The sequence below is a fragment of the Bartonella sp. AR 15-3 genome (assembly GCF_002022445.1).
GTDB lineage: Bacteria > Pseudomonadota > Alphaproteobacteria > Rhizobiales > Rhizobiaceae > Bartonella.
On record NZ_MUYE01000001.1, the window covers coordinates 659093 to 677153 of the forward strand.

Here is an 18061-nt window from a genome sequence, read left to right on the forward strand (position 1 = left end):
GATGAACGCTCATGCAAAGTGAAATAATAACTCAATTAGTATTAATTGTTCCTGAAATTTTAATTGCATTGGGAGGAATAACACTACTTTTAATAGGTGTTTATTCCGGTGTACATTCATATTTAACTGTTACAGGTTTGGCAATTGCTCTTCTTATTGCAACTATTGTTGTCATGATAATTTTTCCCAAAAGCGGTCTCTTTTTTACAGATGCGCTCATCATTGATTCTTTTAGCCGCTATATGAAAATCTTAACGCTTATTGGTGCATTATTTGCTCTCATTATGTCTGTTTCTTTTACCTGTGCTCAAAAATTTGATATATTTGAATTTCCAGTATTGGTTTTGTTTGCGACCCTTGGTATGATGTTCATGATTTCAGCAGGTAATATGCTGTCTCTTTATATGGGCTTAGAATTACAATCTTTATCCTTGTATGTTTTAGCTGCTATTAATCGTAATAATGTTAAATCCTCTGAAGCAGGATTAAAATATTTTGTTTTAGGTGCATTGTCTTCAGGATTACTGCTTTACGGTATTTCATTGCTTTATGGTTTTACTGGTCAGATTGGCTTCCATGAAATTGCATTGGCTTTAAAAGGTAAGCCTTTACAGTTAGGCGTCATTTTTGGAATTGTGTTTATTTTAGCTGGTTTAGCTTTTAAAATTTCTGCAGTTCCATTTCATATGTGGACTCCTGATGTTTATGAAGGTGCACCAACACCTATTACAGCGTTTTTTGCTGGTGCGCCTAAAGTTGCAGCAATGGCATTAATTATTCGTATAATTGTTGCTGCTTTTATTCCACTTAATAACTCTGATAATCTTATGCCTGCGTGGCAACAAATTATAATATTTATAGCGATTGCATCAATGATATTAGGTGCATTTGCTGCAATTGGTCAAAGTAATATTAAGCGTCTAATGGCTTATTCATCGATTAGTCATATGGGATATGCTCTTGTCGGGTTAGCTGCAGGAAATATGCTTGGAGTAAAGGGTGTTATCATTTATATGACTATTTATCTTGCTATGGTACTTGGTTCATTTTCTTTCATTCTTGGTATGCGATCGCATGATGGAAATCTTGAAAATATTTATGACCTTGCAGGATTAGCAAAAAACAATCCATTTATGGCTATTATTATGACAATACAACTTTTTTCTTTAGCAAGTATACCACCTATGGCAGGATTTTTTGGGAAATGGTATACATTTTCTGCAGCTGTTCATGCAGGTCTTACTCCGCTTGCTGTCGTTGGTGTATTGACTTCTGTGGTTGGTGCTTTTTATTATTTGCGTGTCATCAAAATTATGTGGTTTGATAATGCAAAAGCTGACTTTATTTCTTTATCAAGTGAACTTAAGTTTTGTCTTAGTCTTTCTGCATTGTTCATTTTATTTTACGTATTTTTTGGAGTTTTGTTTTCTGAATTAGCAGAACAAGCCGCTGCAGTGTTGTTTTAGTGAATATGTTTTATGTATTGTCAGATTTTGCACAAAAACAAGGGTATGATATTGAGACATATGAAAGTGTTGATTCAACAAATCTTGTTGCACAGCGAAAGGCATATTCTGGTCATCATGGTTATCTTTGGATTGTTGCGAATGAGCAGACCCAAGGGAGAGCCAGAAGAGGAAGAATATGGAGTAGTCCAAAAGGAAACCTTTATTCTAGCCTTTTATTAATTGATGATATTATCGATCAGACTGCTGCTCAGCTTAGTTTTGTTGCAGGAGTAAGTATGTTAGAGGCTATCAAACAATTTATAAAAAATGAAAAACAAGCTAATAATATTGTTAGCTTGAAATGGCCAAATGATATTTTGCTTAAAGGAGCTAAAAGCTGTGGGATTTTGCTTGAGCTTTTCAAACTAACTTCACAAAAATATGCATTAGTTATTGGTATTGGCATGAATGTAGAATACCATTATGAAGACGCACCATATCCAACTTCAAGTATAAAGAATATTGGTTTGAGTATTGATAAAAAAGAATTATTTATGGCTCTAACGCAATGTTTTGCTGAAAATTATCTTCTTTGGAAACAACCCTGTGGTTGTGATATAATTCGTAAAAAATGGCTTTTATCTTGTTCTCATCTTGGGCAACCTATTAAAGTGATCAGTGATGAAAGGATCATTGAAGGTATTTTTGATGGTCTTGATTGTGATTTTAACTGTATTGTAAAACAAAAAAACGGTCAGCAGGTAATCATAACATCTGGAGATGTTCATTTTGGTTTAGCTGCTTCTGCTGATGTGGGCCGTAATTGACTTATAAAGTTTTATTTCAGCATGAGTTATCTTAATAATTTAGGAGACATTTATGATTGTTGCCAACAACAATGAATTGGTTTTTTTACCTTTAGGAGGAGTCGGAGAAATAGGAATGAATCTCGCTGCCTATGGATTTGGTCCTAAAGATTGCCGTGAATGGTTGCTTGTTGATATGGGAGTTAGTTTCGCAGGTCCTGAATTACCTGGAGTAGATCTTATTTTGCCGGATATTCGTTTTTTAGAAAGTGAAAAACATAATATCTGTGGTCTTATTTTAACACACGCTCATGAAGATCATTATGGTGCTGTTCTTGATTTATGGCCAAAGCTTAAAATTCCACTTTATTGCACTTGTTTTACAGCTGGATTATTAGAGAGTAAGAGACAGTCAGATTTTGAATTTCATGAAATTCCAGTCAATATTTTTCAATCTGGCGATTACTTTCAGGTCGGACCATTTGCAATTGAAGCTATTTCTGTTAATCATTCAATTCCAGAAGCCGTTTCTTTAGCTATTACAACATCTTTAGGAAGTGTGATTCATACTGGAGATTGGAAAATTGATCATACGCCTTCACTTGGGGCTATAACGAATGAGGAACGGTTTCGTGCTTTAGGGAATAAAGGTGTATTAGCCTTGTTGTGTGATTCTACTAACGCACTTCAAGATGGTATAGCGCCATCGGAACAACAAGTTCAGAAAAGTATTTCTGAAATTATTTTGAAAGCTAGAGGTCGAATTGCTATTACAACTTTTGCCTCTAATATTGGCCGTATACGCTCAATTGCTCTTGCTGCTGCATCTGTTGGACGTCAGGTTCTTTTAGTAGGACGTTCTTTAAAGCGTAGTGTTATGGTGGCGCAAGAGCTTAATTATATGGATGATATAGCACCATTTATAACAGAAGAAGATTATGGGCATATTCCACGGGAAAATATTGTTTTGGTGGTAACTGGCAGTCAAGGTGAACCACGCGCTGCATTAGCAAAACTCTCGCGAAATGAAATGAAAAATATTATTCTTTCTCCCGGTGATACAGTTATTTATTCATCACGTAATATTCCAGGCAATGAAAAAGCTATTATTGATATACAAAATCGTTTTATTGACCAGGGTATTAATATTATTACGAATCGTGATGCTCTCGTGCACGTTTCAGGTCATCCCCGTCGTTCGGAACTTTTACAAATGTACGATTGGACAAAACCACAGATACTTATTCCCGTACATGGTGAAGCAGTACATCTTACAGCTCAGGCAACGTTAGCGCAGCAAGCTGGTATAAAAGTTGTTGCTAGGATTAGAAATGGTGATATATTTCGTCTTGCACCAGAACCAGTAGAAATTATCGATCAAGTCTTTGTTGGTCGTATTTATAAAGATGGTTTTCTGCTTGGTAATGAAGATGAATTAGGAATCCGTGAGCGTTGCAAATTAAGTTATGTGGGGCATGTCTCTGTTTCTCTTCACATGAATAGCAAGCATGATTTAATTGATGATATTGCTCTTACAACATTGGGTATTCCTAAAAGTGATAGAGCAGGGAAATTATTGGAAAATATTCTTTTAAATGTTATTGAAAATGCCATTAATAATATTCCACGTGCCAAAAGAAAAGATAATGAACTTATCCGAGAAGCTGCGAGGCGTGCAGTAAGAGCAGCTGTTAATAAAATTTGGGGGAAAAAGCCTATTTGTGTAGTTTTTTTACATCGTTCAAAATAAAAGTATTTTAGTATTCGAGTACTTTTATATAAAAAGGAGATAAAACTATTCAACTAGCTTATTGCATAAACACATATTCCATACTTTTTATGTAAGTGCAGTTAAAGAGAAGATAGTAGATAATATTTCAATATTATTATCATATTTGCAGCCTTAAGAAATAGCTATAAATATCACATATAAATTGCTGCAATTTGATAAGTCTAATTAGGAGTTAATAGTTTTAATGCGTCTTTCTCAATATTTTCTTCCTATTTTAAAAGAGAATCCTAAAGAAGCAGAAGTTGTTTCACATCGATTTATGTTGCGAGCTGGTATGATACGTCAACAAACATCAGGAATTTATTCTTGGTTACCACTAGGTAAGAAAGTGCTTGACAAGATTTGTAAGATCATTCGTGAAGAGCAAGAACGAATTGGAGCTTTAGAAATATTGATGCCAACGATTCAATCTGCTGATCTTTGGCGTGAAAGTAACCGTTATAATGATTATGGTCTTGAAATGTTGCGCATTAAAGATCGTCAAGACCGTGATTTACTCTATGGTCCAACCAATGAAGAGATGGTAACAGATATTTTCCGTTCATATGTTCGTTCTTATAAAGATCTTCCACTTAATCTCTATCATATTCAATGGAAATTTCGTGATGAAATTCGTCCACGTTTTGGTGTGATGCGCGCACGCGAATTCTTAATGAAAGATGCCTATTCTTTTGATCTTGATTATGCGAGTGCAAAAACATCCTATAATCGTATGTTTGTTGCTTATTTACGTACTTTTTCTCGTATTGGCTTGAAAGCAATTCCTATGCGTGCTGATACAGGTCCAATTGGTGGTGAGCTTAGTCATGAATTTATTATTTTAAGCGAAACAGGTGAAAGTTCTATATTTTGTGACAAACGATTTTTGGAATTTACCATCCCCTCTGTTTCAATTGATTTTACTGATAAGGATGTTTTGGCTGATGTTGTTAGACAATGGACATCTTTATATGCTGCAACAGAAGAAATGCACAATGAAGAAGAATGGAATAAAGTCTCTGCTATGAATAAGCTCTCAGCGCGTGGTATTGAGGTAGGGCATATTTTTCATTTTGGTACAAAATACTCTGCTCCGATGGGAGCAAAAATTATGGGACAAGATGGAAAAGAGCGCTTGGTTTCTATGGGATCTTATGGAATTGGACCTTCGCGTCTTGTAGCGGCAGTCATTGAGTCTTCTCATGATGAACATGGTATTATTTGGCCAAAATCAGTTGCACCATTTGATTTTGGCATCATCAATATGAAACCAGATGATCAAAAATGTAGTTATATATGTGAAACTCTTTATCAGGGGCTTATACGTAATGGTTTTGATCCATTGTTAGATGATACGAGTGAGCGTCCTGGATCGAAATTTGCAACAATGGATTTAATTGGTTTGCCGGTACAAATGATTATTTCTCCTAAAAATGTTACACAAAATGAAGTTGAAATTAAAGACCGAAAAACAGGTTTTAGAGAAGTTTTAACGGTTGAAGCTGCACTCCACCGATTTGCAGTAATTTGATAGGCAATATCATGAATGTTTTGAGGAATAAAGGATTTTCATCTTATCAATGGATGATTGCTTTCCGTTATATGATTCCTAATAAAAAACATATGTTTACATCTATTATTTCAATTATTTCTTTAATTGGAATTATGCTAGGAGTTTTTGCTTTAGTTGTTGTTATGGCAGTCATGAATGGTTTTCGGACAGAACTCCTCAGTCGTATTTTAGGAATGAATGGGCATCTTGTTGTACAAACAATTGATTCCAATTTTACTGATTATAATATTCTTATTTCTTCTCTAGAATCTATCAAGGATATAAAATTCGTTCTACCCATTATTGAAGGACAAGCTCTTGTCCAGGGTAATATTGAAGGAGGAACTGGTGCTTTAGTTCGTGGTGTACGTCAAGAAGATTTGAGGAAACTGAAAACGGTAGCCCAAAATATTATCTCAGGTACGCTCGCTCAATTTGACAAAGAAGAAGGTGTTGCAATTGGCAGTGCTCTGGCAGAAAAATTGGGTCTTACAGTTGGAAGTAATCTTCGCATCATTACACCAAATGGTGATGATACACCCTTTGGAGTTACGCCGCGTGTCAAAGCTTATAAAGTTATTGCTATCTTTGAGGTTGGTATGTCAGAATATGATTCAATATTTGTTTTTATGCCTCTTCATGAAGCACAGATTTTCTTTAATTTAGATGAAAAAATTCAGTCTCTAGAGTTATTTCTTAATGATCCTGATGCTATTGATCAAATAAAGCCGATTATAGAGAAAACAGTTATTCAACCAATTAATATAATTGATTGGCGTATGCGAAATCAGGCTTTTTTTTCAGCATTACAAGTTGAACGAAATGTTATGTTTTTCATTCTCTCTCTTATTATTCTCGTTGCTGCTTTGAATATTATTTCAGGATTGATAATGCTTGTAAAAGATAAAAGCCACGACATTGCAATTTTGCGTACAATGGGGGCAGATCAAAGTGCAATTATGCATATATTTATTACCACTGGCATGGTAATTGGATTTATTGGAACGATACTTGGTTTAATTTTAGGTATTATAGTTACTATAAATATTAATCATATTCAAGATTTTATATCTTGGCTGTTTAATGTTGATGTTTTTAATCCTCAACTTTATTTTTTAGCAAAGTTGCCAGCTCGAATTGAGTGGGGACAGACTGCTATGGTAGTTATGATGGCTTTGTTTTTATCTTTTCTTGCAACACTCATTCCTGCATGGCGTGCTGCTAAATTAGATCCTATACAAGCTTTAAGGTATGAATGATGTCTAATATTTTAGAGCTTATTGAGATTGAGAGACATTTTTTTGACAATGGTAAACCTTTAGTTATTTTGAACAAAGCTAATTTTGTTCTAAAACGTGGAGAAATTGTAGCACTTGTGGCACCGTCTGGTTCTGGAAAATCAACACTTCTTCATATCGCAGGATTATTAGAAAGACCAACAGCTGGTGATATTTTATTACGGGGTATTTCTTGTGCAAAACGTTCTGATGATGAACGCACGGCAATCAGACGAAACGATATTGGTTTTGTCTATCAATTTCATCATTTACTACCAGAATTTACGGCTTTAGAAAATGTTATGATTCCTCAAATGATCGCAGGATTGAAAAAATCTATTGCCGAAGATCGTGCCTTAAAATTATTAAGTTATCTTCGTGTTGCTCATCGAGCTAAGCACCGTCCAGCAGAATTATCGGGGGGTGAGCAACAACGTGTCGCAATTGCTCGTGCTGTAGCAAATGCACCTTCTGTACTTTTAGCTGATGAGCCTACAGGAAACCTTGATCCTGTAACTTCAGCTTATGTTTTTCAAGCTTTATCAGTACTTGTGCGCCAATCTGGTCTTGCAGCTCTTGTTGCCACACATAATTATGGTTTAGCCAAACAGATGCATCGTCGAATTACAATAAAAGAAAAAAAAATTATTGAACTTCCTTAATATTGAGATAGAAAATTTATTCTAAAAAAATAACAGTATAGTGTATGTTTATTTTCGTCTGTTAGGAGATTTTATGACAAATTTGGCCATTAATGAAAATCAATTAGATTCACGTCGTCGCCGATTGATTTTTCGTGCATGGCACCGAGGTATTCGTGAAATAGACTTGATTTTTGGTCAATATGTTGATGCACATATTAATAAGATGAGTGATCAAACAGTTTCTAAACTTGAATACATTATGTCTTTTGAAGATCGTGATTTATTAACCTGGATTACAGGGGAAGTTTCTGTACCATCTGAAGTAGATAGTCCACTTTTTCGCGATATTATAAATTATTGTTCTCGTATAAATTTTAATTAATCAAAATGACTATATTAAAAAAAATTATTATTCCCCCAAATATGCATAGTTGTATGATTTTTGATGGTGTTGTTGATGGATTTGAAGCTTTTGCACTTGCTAAATTAAGTGCAGAAATTGCTCAAGATAAACCACTTGTTTACGTTGTCCGTGATGGAACAAAAATGGCTTATTTACAGCAAGCTTTAAATTTCATTGAACCTAATTTACCTGTTCTTCAGTTTCCGGCATGGGATTGTTTACCTTATGATCGCGTATCACCTGGAATAGCTATTACTGCACGTCGTCTTTCAGCTTTGGCTCATATGTCAGATTTGCGTAAAAATCCACGGTGTTCTATTATATTAACAACAGCCAATACAATTATTCAAAAACTACCACCTTGTGCAATGATTGATGATCAAATTATCCATATGCGTGTTGGTCAATGCATGGATATGATAAATTTGCTTCATTATTTAGAACGCAATGGCTTTGAACGCGTTGCAACTGTACGTGATGTTGGTGAATTTGCTGTAAGAGGAGGAATTATTGATATTTTTTCTCCTAGTTATACGGAGCCTTTTCGTCTTGATTTTTTTGGTCAGACCTTGGAGACAATTCGCATATTTGATACAGCAACACAACGAACAATAGCTAATAAAACAGAATTATTTTTGCAGCCGATGAGTGAAATTACCCTCACTCCTGAGTTTATCAGCAGATTTAAAAGCAATTATATTCGTGCTTTTGGAGCACCAAAAAAAAGTGATATGCTTTATGAGGCTGTTTCCCAAGGGAGGCGTTTTTCAGGTATGGAGCATTGGCTCCCATTTTTTTATGAAAATCTCAATAGCTTTTTTGATCATTGTGGTAGCCTACCTGTTGTTTTTGAGCATCTTATAGAAGAAGCTCTCATTGAACGATATCGTCTTATTGTAGATTATTATAGTGCTCGCAAAGAACGCGAAAGTAATCAAGAGAATGATGTTTCTTATCATCCAATAAAGCCTAATCTTCTTTATTGGACACCAGAACAAGTTTTAACATATATAGAGCAGTGTGGTCTGCGGATTGATTTTACACCTTTTAATATTTCACAAACAGTTAAACAAACAGTTATTCATACAAATGCGACACAAGGCTATGATTTTATAAAAGAGCGTAATGCTCCAGATAAAAACGTTTTTTCAAGTGTGGTTGAGCATATTGCTTCGTTGCGGTCTTCTGGTAAGAAAATACTTTTGGCTTTTTGGAGTGAAGGATCTATGGATCGTTTATTGCAAGTTCTTAACGAACATGGGCTACAAAAAGTAGAAATTACAAAATCATTGCAGACTGTAAAAGCAACACCGCGTGATCGGATTTTAGCTGCTGTTTTAATGATAGAGCATGGTTTTGAAATTGAAGATTTTGTTGTTATAGCAGAGCAAGATATCCTTGGTGATCGACTAGTAAGATCACCCAAAAAGCGTAAAAGTAATGCGCATTTTATTTCTGAAATTGCTTCCTTAAATTCTGGTGATATCGTTGTACATGTTGATCATGGTATTGGACAGTTTATTGGTCTCAAGACTATCATGGCAACTGGGATTTTACGTGATTGTTTAGAAATCAACTATGCTGGAGGCGATAGACTATTTTTACCTATTGAGAATATTGAACTTTTATCCCGTTATGGATCAGAAAGTACAAATATTACGTTAGATAAATTAGGAAGTGTTGGATGGCAAACACGTAAAGCACGCCTTAAAAAGCATTTATTGAAAATTGCTGGTCAATTGATCTGTATAGCTGCAGAACGCGCTACGCGTTCTGCACCTGCTTTAACTCCACCAGCAGGGCTCTTTGATGAATTTGTTGCATGTTTCCCTTATGAGGAAACAGATGATCAAATGGATGCGATTAATGCTGTTTTAGATGATTTGGCATCAGGAAAACCAATGGATCGTTTAATCTGTGGTGATGTGGGTTTTGGCAAAACAGAAGTTGCTATTCGAAGTGCTTTTGTTGCAGCATTAAATGGTTATCAAGTTGCTGTTGTTGTGCCCACAACTTTGCTTTCACGACAACACTACAAGACCTTCATGGTCCGTTTTCAAGGGCTACCAGTTAAGATTGCTCATTTGTCAAGGCTTGTAAAACCGAAAGAATTGGCGCAAATTAAAAAAGGTATTTCAGAGGGTACGATCGATATTGTTATCGGAACGCATGCATTACTCAATGACACAGTGAGTTTTTCACGGTTAGGACTTCTTATCATTGATGAAGAACAGCACTTTGGAGTAAAACATAAAGAGCGTCTAAAAGAACTAAAAAGTGATATTCATGTTCTTACACTTTCAGCTACTCCTATACCAAGAACTTTAAGCCTTGCTTTATCGGGACTACGTGAACTTTCACTCATCACAACTCCTCCTATTGATAGAATGGCTGTACGTACTTTTATTTCACCTTTTGATGTGATGGTTATACGCGAAACATTACTGCGCGAATATTATCGAGGTGGACAGAGTTTTTATGTTTGCCCTCGTATTTCTGATCTTTCGTATGTAGAAGAATATCTCAAAACACATGTACCTGAACTTAAATTTATTATAGCACATGGCCAAATGCCAGCTGGACAACTTGATGATATTATGAATGCGTTTTATGACGGGCAATATAACGTATTACTTTCAACCACTATTATTGAATCAGGTCTTGATATTCCGACAGCTAATACATTAATTGTACATCGTGCTGAAATGTTTGGTCTTTCTGCACTCTATCAGTTACGTGGTAGAGTAGGGCGTTCAAAACAACGTGCTTATGCACTTTTTACTTTTCCTTCTGGTAAAGTTTTACTTCCTGTAGCAGACCGTCGTCTTAAAGTTTTACAATCTCTTGATACATTAGGTGCAGGTTTTCAACTGGCTAGTCATGATATGGATATTCGAGGTTCAGGTAATTTATTAGGTGAAGAACAATCAGGACATATCAAAGAAGTTGGGTTTGAGCTCTACCAAAAAATGCTTGAAGAAGCCGTTGCTGAATTAAAAGATGGTCAACATGATAGGGATAATCAGTGGTCACCTCAAATCTCTCTTGGTACAACAGTGATTATACCAGAAAATTTTGTCCCTGATTTATCATTACGTATGGGGCTTTATCGTCGTTTGACAGAGCTTGATAATTTAGAAAAAATTGATGAATTTGGAGCTGAATTAATAGATCGCTTTGGTCCTTTACCACTCGAAGTTCAACACTTACTTAAAGTCTTTTATATTAAAATATTATGTCGAAAAGCACATGTGGAAAAATTAGATGCTGGACCAAAGGGAATTGTTATACAATTTCGCAATAATTACTTTGAAAATGGTATTGCTCTTATTCAATGGGTAGAGAAACAAGGATCAATGGCAAAAATTCGACCAGATCAAAGCATTGTTTTTATTCGTGATTGGACTAAAGTAAATGAAAGACTTATTGGTGTAGCAAATATTATGAAACAACTTGCAGAAATAGCAACAGAATGTGCTGCTTAGTTTAAATTAAAAAGTTTTTATACTTATTTTACTTTACACTTTATTCTAATAATATATTTATTATTTTTATTGATGCGTATAATATTGTAATGATTTTCTTTAATAATTTGAAAAGAAATAACTATAATATGATTGTATCAAAAAAATTACTAATTATAACTCTTTTGTTACTCAATATAATATTGGGAATAAAGTATGCTTGTTCTGAAGCTATTTTAAGTAAAGAATCACTCAAACAATCCCTAAAGCAATCCCTTTCTGGTTTAACTCTTGATGAGAGATTCAAGTATCTTATAGAGCAACAGAAAATTATTCAGAATGAAAATGATTCTCTTCAAAAAGAAAATGATTTTTTTACGAGTATAATTCGTGAAAGTAGAGCTAAAAATTCTCCTATACCTGAACATATTTTTGATGACAAAAATAAAGTTTTAAATAGAATAACTAATCTTTTATCAGAAAGTATGGTGATTTTTCATGAAATAGGGATTGTACGCTCACTGTTAGAAAAGCGTGTTATAGCAAAAGAATATGCAACAGGAGAATATGAGGAAAAACAGATTAAAGCACTAAAATATTGGAACAAGTTTAAGTCAGAAAAGATGACACAGGCGTTTTCTTATTTGGAGGTGTGTCAGGCTGCCCTTGTGTGCAAAGCACAAGGAGATGTATTAAAAAAAGTGATATAGGGCCTGTATTGCGTGAAAATTTCTCTTGGAAAGACGAAGACTTTAGTTGGGCAAAAGATGCGATCGCTTTAAGTCCCGCATTAAAAAATGAATTCAGGCCTTTATATGAAGGTTTTCTTTCCTCTGATTTTAAAGAAGAAGTGCTGAGTACTATAAAAAAGTTCACTACAGGTGATGAAGCTTGGTATTTTGAACACCTAAAAGAAATTCCTTCAGAGTGTAAAGCATACAAAGAGATACACAATATAATGCTTCCAGATAAGAGAAAAAGCATTATACATCGCATATACTATTATATTGAAAGTCTCTTTTTCGATAAATAAGATTTGCAATAATTCTCATAGGCTGTTTTTTCATTTGTATTTTTTTACTCACGCCACCAAGTTTGAAGGCGATAACCATATAATGATGTATATGTAGGATGTTTAAGGTATGACCATCTTGCTACCCACTGTTTAGGTAAATGATAAAGCGGTATATAATAACTACCAGAAATCAAAATTCTATCTAAAGCACGCACAGCTGCAATAAATTCAGCTTCTGAGCGTGCGTCAAGTATTGCCGTTATCATAGCATCTATAGCAGGATCAGAGGCTCCCGCAAAATTAAAACTTCCTTTCAAATTTCGAGAAACAGAAGCCCACCGATTTATTTGTTCATTACCTGGTGACAGAGAATTTTTTAATTTGCCAATAATCATATCATAATCAAACATTCCTAAGCGATTTTGATATTGACTATCATCAACAGTTCTTATTTCAACATCAATACCAAGACGTGATAAATTGCTCTGAAATGCAAGCGCAACTTTTTCTTCTTCAAGTGCTTGAGTCATAATCTCAAATTTAAAAGGCAAACCATCAGGAGTGATAGCTTTATTGTTTTTTCTAGTAAAGCCTGCTTCTTCTAGAAGTGCCCAAGCCTTCTGAGCAAATTGACGCTCCATACCTGAGCCATCTGTTTTGGGGATATGCCAATGTCCATTCATGACTTCAGGAAGAACAGCATCAGGATAAGGCGCTAAAAGTTCTTTTTCTTTTTCACTTGCTGGCTTTCCAATAGATGAGAGAACAGATCCATCCCAATAACCTTCTGTTCTAGTGTAGATACCATTAAAAAGGTGATGATTAACCCACTCAAAATCAAAAAGCATCGAAAGTGCTTGTCGTACTTTTCTATCTTTAAAAATAGAACGGCGTGTATTAAAAACAAAACCAATAAGATCAGCAGGTGTACCTTTCGAAAAATTTTCTTTTATAACTCGCCCTTCACGAACAGCTGGAAAATTATAGGAAAGTCGCCAGCGATTTGGATTGCCTTCAACGAAAATATCAATGAGTCCTTTTTTAAAAGCCTCAAAGTGTGCGGTATCATTGCGAAAATACTCTATTTGAATGGTATCAAAATTATTTAGTCCCTTATTAATAGGAAGATCTTTACCCCAATAGTCAGGATTGCGTTTGTAGATAATTCGTTCACCTGGATCAACATGCTCAATAATATAAGGACCACTCCCTGGAATTTTAACTAAACCGTTTTTTTCAAAATCATCAACATTAATAGCATGTTTTGGTAATATTGGCATTACACTTGCCAAAAGAAGTGGAAATTCACGGTCTTTAGAGTGTAAAAAACATATTTTAATACCATGAGAGCCAATTTTTTCGATAGACTCTATGCGTTTCATATACCGGTCAAAAGGTGGTCTTCCCTTATCTTTCAGCAATTCGATTGTGAATAAAACATCTTCGACTGTTATAGATTTTCCATCTGAAAAACGAGCTTTTGGATTAAGAAAGAAAGTAATTTCAGTACGCTCATCATTTAATTCAACTTTTTCTGCAAGAAGATTATATAATGTAAAGGCCTCATCACGAGAACGTACCATCATTGTTTCATAAACAAGGCCAGAAAATCGTTCATCAGCCACAAGACCTTGTGCAGTTGTACGAAAACTACGGATGACGAATGGATTTAACCCATTAAATGTCCCAACGGCTCCATAGGTAATTTTTCCTTTTTTATTTGCATTAGGGTCAGCATAAGGAAAATAGTCAAAATTATCAGATAATTTTGGTGTTCCATGCATAGCAATACCTGTTGCTATGACATCATGGCAACAAAAGAAAATTACAAAAGTAAGAAAAAATTTAAAGTAACGAGCATTATGGCATGACATAGAGTTTTTTTCCGTTATAATCTAACAACGATTCTTTAATTTTATTTCAAAGATTAGAATATTTATGTTCAATTTAAAAAAAAAGCTAATAAGCTAAAAAAGTGTGCTATACATAGTATATAAAAAGTTAATTAGTTATTCAATGAGCTTTCTTATTCTAGAGTTTACTTTTTTCTTTGTAGTAAAGTAAGTAAAATAAAGAAATACCATTGTATAATTTAATTATACTTGATTGAAAATTATATTTAATGTCCTATCTGAAAGTTATTATATCTTAGAAATTGTTCTGAAGGCCTATTGAAAGGATTAGCTTAATCATGGCGTATAAAAATACTTACTTTTTTGTTTCAGTGTTAGCTGGGGCTGTTGCTTTTTTTCTTGCTATCCATACTCCAGTAAATGCACAGAGTTTATCTCAAGGATGGTATAAAGTTTGCAACAAACAACATGATGTTGATATTTGTAATACGATGAACACAGTGGTATCAGATACCGGTCAGCCTTTGACAGCTATTAATTTAGTCGAAATAAAAGGCAAACAAAATGAACGACGCATAGGTCTTCAAATACCTACGGGGCGTTTGTTACCAGAAGGTGTGCATATTCAAATTGGAGATGATTTCTCTAAAAAAATTCCTTATATTGTTTGTAATGCAACTAGCTGTATTGCCAACGATATTTTAGATGATAAGCTAATTTCTGCTATGAAAGCTGGTTCAAAAATGGTTATAACTACTGTTAATGTGCGTGGAACAGCTAACCCTATAGAATTTTCTCTTAAGGGCTTTACTGCCGCATATACAGGGCCTGGTATAGATGAAAAAGCTTTTCAAGAAGAACAAATGAAATTACAAAAAGTTATTCAATCAAAGCAAAAAGAGATTGAAGATCGTATGAAAGCTGAACAAGAGAAAGCAAAACAAACAGTGAATTAAAGAAAAAAATTTAAAAAGGTTGTCAATTTACCTTTTAATATTCATCTGTTTAAACCGCTATAAAATATTTTATAGCGGTTCTTTATTAATTATTTTTTTGAGAAAAAACCTTTACGTTTCCACCAACCTACACGCTCAGTTCTTTTATTAGTTTCAGCTTCTGATGATGTCACAATAGGTTCAGTAGATGTTATCGCAACTGAAGAAGAAATATGTTCAACATTTTTTTCAATCACAGGTTCTTGTTCTGTCATTTCAGGCGTTTGTACAGATTTTTTAGTTGCTATTTTTCTTCGTATTTTCAATGTTAATTTTTTTGTATTTGTAGAAATCACTTCATTCGCGAGTTCATTTATTTCTTTTATTTTACTTTTCCGATTAGACTTGGTAACTAACTTTTCCTCAACAAGTTCTTGTTTTGGTGTTGTTATATTTTTGTTCTTTGTAAGGACTTGTTTATTTTGTAAAACTTCTGAAGATTTTACATTACGCTTTTTAGATTTAATAGCAGTAGAACTTTCTATAATTTCATTTTTCTGTGTACTGCTTAAATGGTTTTTATAGTGGCTGTCTTCATTGAAACCAACAGTCTCAGCGGCTGGAATCTTATGATACTGGTGATATTCTGCTTTAATTTCTTCTAAAGCTTTTTTAGCAAAATCTCCAACAGGCTCTGCATAGGAAACACGAGGCTGATAATTATTACTCTGATTACGCCGGCCTCCACGGCGTCCACGACGACGCCCGCGGCGATGAGTATCTTCACCATTGGGAGCATCATCTTTGTCAGTAGCAGAAGAAATACTATCATTATTAGATTCAATCTGGTGCTTTTTACGCTGACGTTGTTTGTTGTTTTCAACGGTTTTGTTTTTAATTAGGACAGTATTTTCAATTTCTTTTATATCATTATCTTCAATAACTGTTGAAGAAAAAGGATCTCCTTTTGCTATTGAGCTTTTAGAAATAGCAAAGTGTTGTGTTCCAACACTATCATCTGCTTCAATGTTAATACTGAGCCCAAAACGTGTTTCTAAATTAACAAGAATATGGCGTTTATGATTTAGTACATAGAGTGCTATTGTTAGGGGTGTGCGTACAATAATATTATGTTGTGAATTGTGAAGTAAATATTCTTCAATTGAACGCATAACATGTAACGCGATCGATGATTCCGAGCGTATATTTCCGGTTCCAGCACAATGTGGGCAAGGTTGTGTAGTGCTTTCTAGAACGGATACACGAATACGTTGACGACTCATTTCCATAAGACCAAAATGTGAAATATGACCAACTTGAATGCGAGCGCGATCCTGCTTTAAACAATCTTTTAATTTTTTTTCAACAAGCTTAATATTCCGATTTTCTAGCATATCAATGAAATCAATTACAATTAAACCTGCAAGGTCACGCAAACGTAATTGGCGTGCTATTTCTTCTGCAGCTTCAAGATTAGTTTGTAAGGCTGTTTTTTCAACAGAATGCTCTTTAGTAGAGCGACCAGAATTTACATCAATAGCGACGAGTGCTTCTGTTTGGTTAATTACCAAATAACCTCCAGATTTTAAATTAACCTGCGGATGCAACATTTTATCAAGTTGAGTTTCGATATTATGATGCGTAAAAATAGGAGTAGTATCACGATAAGGTTGAACAACTTTCGCATGACTTGGTATGAGCATGCGCATAAAGTCTTTAGCTTCACGATATCCTTGATCTCCCGAAACAAGAATTTCATTAATATTTTTATCATAAAGATCACGAATAGAACGCTTTATAAGATTACTTTCTTCGTGAATTAAACACGGCGCCGTTGATTTAAGTGTTAAAGTGCGAATAGTATCCCATAGGCGCATGAGGTATTCATAATCACGTTTAATTTCAGCTTTTGTTCTATTTGCTCCAGCTGTTCGTAAAATAACTCCCATACCTCTGGGAACTTCTAGTTCTTTTACAATATCTTTAAGACGTTTGCGATCTTGTATATTAGTGATCTTCCGTGAAATACCGCCACCTCGAGCTGTGTTAGGCATTAAAACAGAATAGCGACCCGCTAGAGACAAATAAGTCGTGAGTGCTGCGCCTTTATTACCACGCTCTTCTTTGATTACTTGAACTAATAAAATTTGACGGCGCTTAATGACTTCTTGAATTTTATATTGACGACCCTGTTTACGCGGATAGGCAGGTAATTCTTCAAGTGCATCTTCTGCTCCAACCATTTCGATATCATCATTGGAAAAATCCAGTATTTCTTCAACATCATCAGCTATAATTTCTTCAGATATAAGATCGTTTTCAATATTCGTTGCTATAACTTTATTATTTTTATTTTTTTTTAAGCGTTTTTTATTGAGGGTTGTTTCCTCAATGGGAGCATCCTCATAATTTTCATTAATAACAGCTTTCTCCTCTTCAAGGAGAGCAAGACGATCGGCAACAGGAATTTGATAATAATCAGGATGAATTTCGGCAAAGGTTAAAAAACCATGGCGATTACCACCATATTCAATAAAAGCAGCTTGTAGCGATGGTTCTATACGCGTAATACGCGCTAAATAAATATTCCCTTTAAGTTGTTTTTTATGTTCTGACTCAAAGTCAAGTTCTTCAATTTTATTACCATGAACGACAACAACACGTGTTTCCTCTGGATGAGAGGCATCGATAAGCATTTTGTTTGACATAAGTTAAAATCCTGAAGGCGACATGTATAACTTTATTTAAATAAACAGTATAATTATTTGCAAAAATAAAGAGCTGTCTGCCATAAAAAAGGGAGGCCGATATAGCTAAACAGACTGGCATATGCAAACACATTACAGCATTTACTTTCATTGCTCTTGTCTGTTTTATATGACTCATATTTTTA

At 34.5% G+C, this 18061-nt stretch carries 13 protein-coding genes; 11 read left to right on the forward strand and 2 right to left on the reverse strand.

Going from position 1 to position 18061, the window contains the following annotated elements; translation table 11 throughout:
• Nucleotides 1-11: 11 nt before the first annotated feature.
• The 10 genes from nuoN (at nucleotide 12) to BAR153v2_RS03070 (ending at nucleotide 12398) form a co-directional block, all read left to right on the forward strand.
• The gene (nuoN, locus tag BAR153v2_RS03025; protein WP_078680254.1) at nucleotides 12-1466 is read left to right on the forward strand and encodes an NADH-quinone oxidoreductase subunit NuoN; all 1455 of its coding nucleotides are present in this window, start codon (nucleotides 12-14) and stop codon (nucleotides 1464-1466) included.
• Nucleotides 1466-2275 carry a biotin--[acetyl-CoA-carboxylase] ligase gene (locus tag BAR153v2_RS03030; RefSeq protein ID WP_078680255.1) on the forward strand — a complete coding sequence of 270 codons (810 nt, stop codon included), beginning with the start codon at nucleotides 1466-1468 and terminating at the stop codon, nucleotides 2273-2275. The genes nuoN and BAR153v2_RS03030 overlap by 1 nt, the downstream gene beginning before the upstream one ends.
• A gap of 52 nt (nucleotides 2276-2327) precedes the next feature.
• A complete protein-coding gene (locus tag BAR153v2_RS03035) occupies nucleotides 2328-4004 on the forward strand; it encodes a ribonuclease J (protein WP_078680256.1) in 1677 nt (558 codons plus the stop codon).
• Nucleotides 4005-4230: 226 nt separating this feature from the next.
• Nucleotides 4231-5556, forward strand: coding sequence for a proline--tRNA ligase (gene proS / locus BAR153v2_RS03040; RefSeq protein ID WP_078680257.1), 1326 nt, complete (start codon nucleotides 4231-4233; stop codon nucleotides 5554-5556).
• An 11-nt stretch (nucleotides 5557-5567) separates the two neighbouring features.
• A complete protein-coding gene (locus BAR153v2_RS03045; protein WP_078680258.1) occupies nucleotides 5568-6836 on the forward strand; it encodes a lipoprotein-releasing ABC transporter permease subunit in 1269 nt (422 codons plus the stop codon).
• Nucleotides 6836-7516 (forward strand): ABC transporter ATP-binding protein, encoded by a 681-nt coding sequence (locus BAR153v2_RS03050; protein ID WP_078680259.1) that lies wholly within the window; start codon nucleotides 6836-6838, stop codon nucleotides 7514-7516. Before BAR153v2_RS03045 ends, BAR153v2_RS03050 begins: the two co-directional genes overlap by 1 nt.
• Before the next feature lie 73 nt (nucleotides 7517-7589).
• The gene (locus BAR153v2_RS03055) at nucleotides 7590-7880 is read left to right on the forward strand and encodes a succinate dehydrogenase assembly factor 2 (RefSeq protein WP_078680260.1); all 291 of its coding nucleotides are present in this window, start codon (nucleotides 7590-7592) and stop codon (nucleotides 7878-7880) included.
• 5 nt (nucleotides 7881-7885) lie between these two features.
• On the forward strand, nucleotides 7886-11386 hold the full coding sequence (gene mfd, locus BAR153v2_RS03060; RefSeq protein WP_078680261.1) for a transcription-repair coupling factor: 3501 nt from the start codon (nucleotides 7886-7888) through the stop codon (nucleotides 11384-11386).
• A 128-nt stretch (nucleotides 11387-11514) separates the two neighbouring features.
• Nucleotides 11515-12075, forward strand: coding sequence for a hypothetical protein (locus BAR153v2_RS03065; RefSeq protein WP_078680262.1), 561 nt, complete (start codon nucleotides 11515-11517; stop codon nucleotides 12073-12075).
• Nucleotides 12076-12083: 8 nt separating this feature from the next.
• Nucleotides 12084-12398 (forward strand): hypothetical protein, encoded by a 315-nt coding sequence (locus BAR153v2_RS03070; protein WP_078680263.1) that lies wholly within the window; start codon nucleotides 12084-12086, stop codon nucleotides 12396-12398.
• 44 nt (nucleotides 12399-12442) lie between these two features.
• On the opposite strand, the gene BAR153v2_RS03075 is transcribed toward BAR153v2_RS03070, so the two are convergent.
• Complete coding sequence (locus BAR153v2_RS03075) at nucleotides 12443-14164, reverse strand: extracellular solute-binding protein (protein ID WP_143245227.1); 1722 nt, start codon at nucleotides 14162-14164, stop codon at nucleotides 12443-12445.
• 407 nt (nucleotides 14165-14571) lie between these two features.
• Between BAR153v2_RS03075 and BAR153v2_RS03080 the strand changes: the two genes are divergently transcribed.
• Nucleotides 14572-15189 (forward strand): invasion associated locus B family protein, encoded by a 618-nt coding sequence (locus BAR153v2_RS03080; protein ID WP_078680265.1) that lies wholly within the window; start codon nucleotides 14572-14574, stop codon nucleotides 15187-15189.
• Nucleotides 15190-15278: 89 nt separating this feature from the next.
• Here the strand turns inward: BAR153v2_RS03080 and BAR153v2_RS03085 are convergent, their stop codons facing one another.
• Nucleotides 15279-17876, reverse strand: a complete 2598-nt coding sequence (locus BAR153v2_RS03085) for a ribonuclease E/G (RefSeq protein ID WP_078680266.1) — start codon at nucleotides 17874-17876, stop codon at nucleotides 15279-15281.
• Nucleotides 17877-18061 lie beyond the last annotated feature (185 nt).

Coding starts and splice junctions, on each gene's coding strand:
- nuoN (WP_078680254.1), top strand. CDS start 12: ATGCAAAGTGAAATAATAACTCAATTAGTATTAATTGTTCCTGAAATT.
- BAR153v2_RS03035 (WP_078680256.1), top strand. CDS start 2,328: ATGATTGTTGCCAACAACAATGAATTGGTTTTTTTACCTTTAGGAGGA.
- proS (WP_078680257.1), top strand. CDS start 4,231: ATGCGTCTTTCTCAATATTTTCTTCCTATTTTAAAAGAGAATCCTAAA.
- BAR153v2_RS03045 (WP_078680258.1), top strand. CDS start 5,568: ATGAATGTTTTGAGGAATAAAGGATTTTCATCTTATCAATGGATGATT.
- BAR153v2_RS03050 (WP_078680259.1), top strand. CDS start 6,836: ATGTCTAATATTTTAGAGCTTATTGAGATTGAGAGACATTTTTTTGAC.
- BAR153v2_RS03055 (WP_078680260.1), top strand. CDS start 7,590: ATGACAAATTTGGCCATTAATGAAAATCAATTAGATTCACGTCGTCGC.
- mfd (WP_078680261.1), top strand. CDS start 7,886: ATGACTATATTAAAAAAAATTATTATTCCCCCAAATATGCATAGTTGT.
- BAR153v2_RS03065 (WP_078680262.1), top strand. CDS start 11,515: ATGATTGTATCAAAAAAATTACTAATTATAACTCTTTTGTTACTCAAT.
- BAR153v2_RS03075 (WP_143245227.1), bottom strand. CDS start 14,164: ATGCATGGAACACCAAAATTATCTGATAATTTTGACTATTTTCCTTAT.
- BAR153v2_RS03080 (WP_078680265.1), top strand. CDS start 14,572: ATGGCGTATAAAAATACTTACTTTTTTGTTTCAGTGTTAGCTGGGGCT.
- BAR153v2_RS03085 (WP_078680266.1), bottom strand. CDS start 17,876: ATGTCAAACAAAATGCTTATCGATGCCTCTCATCCAGAGGAAACACGT.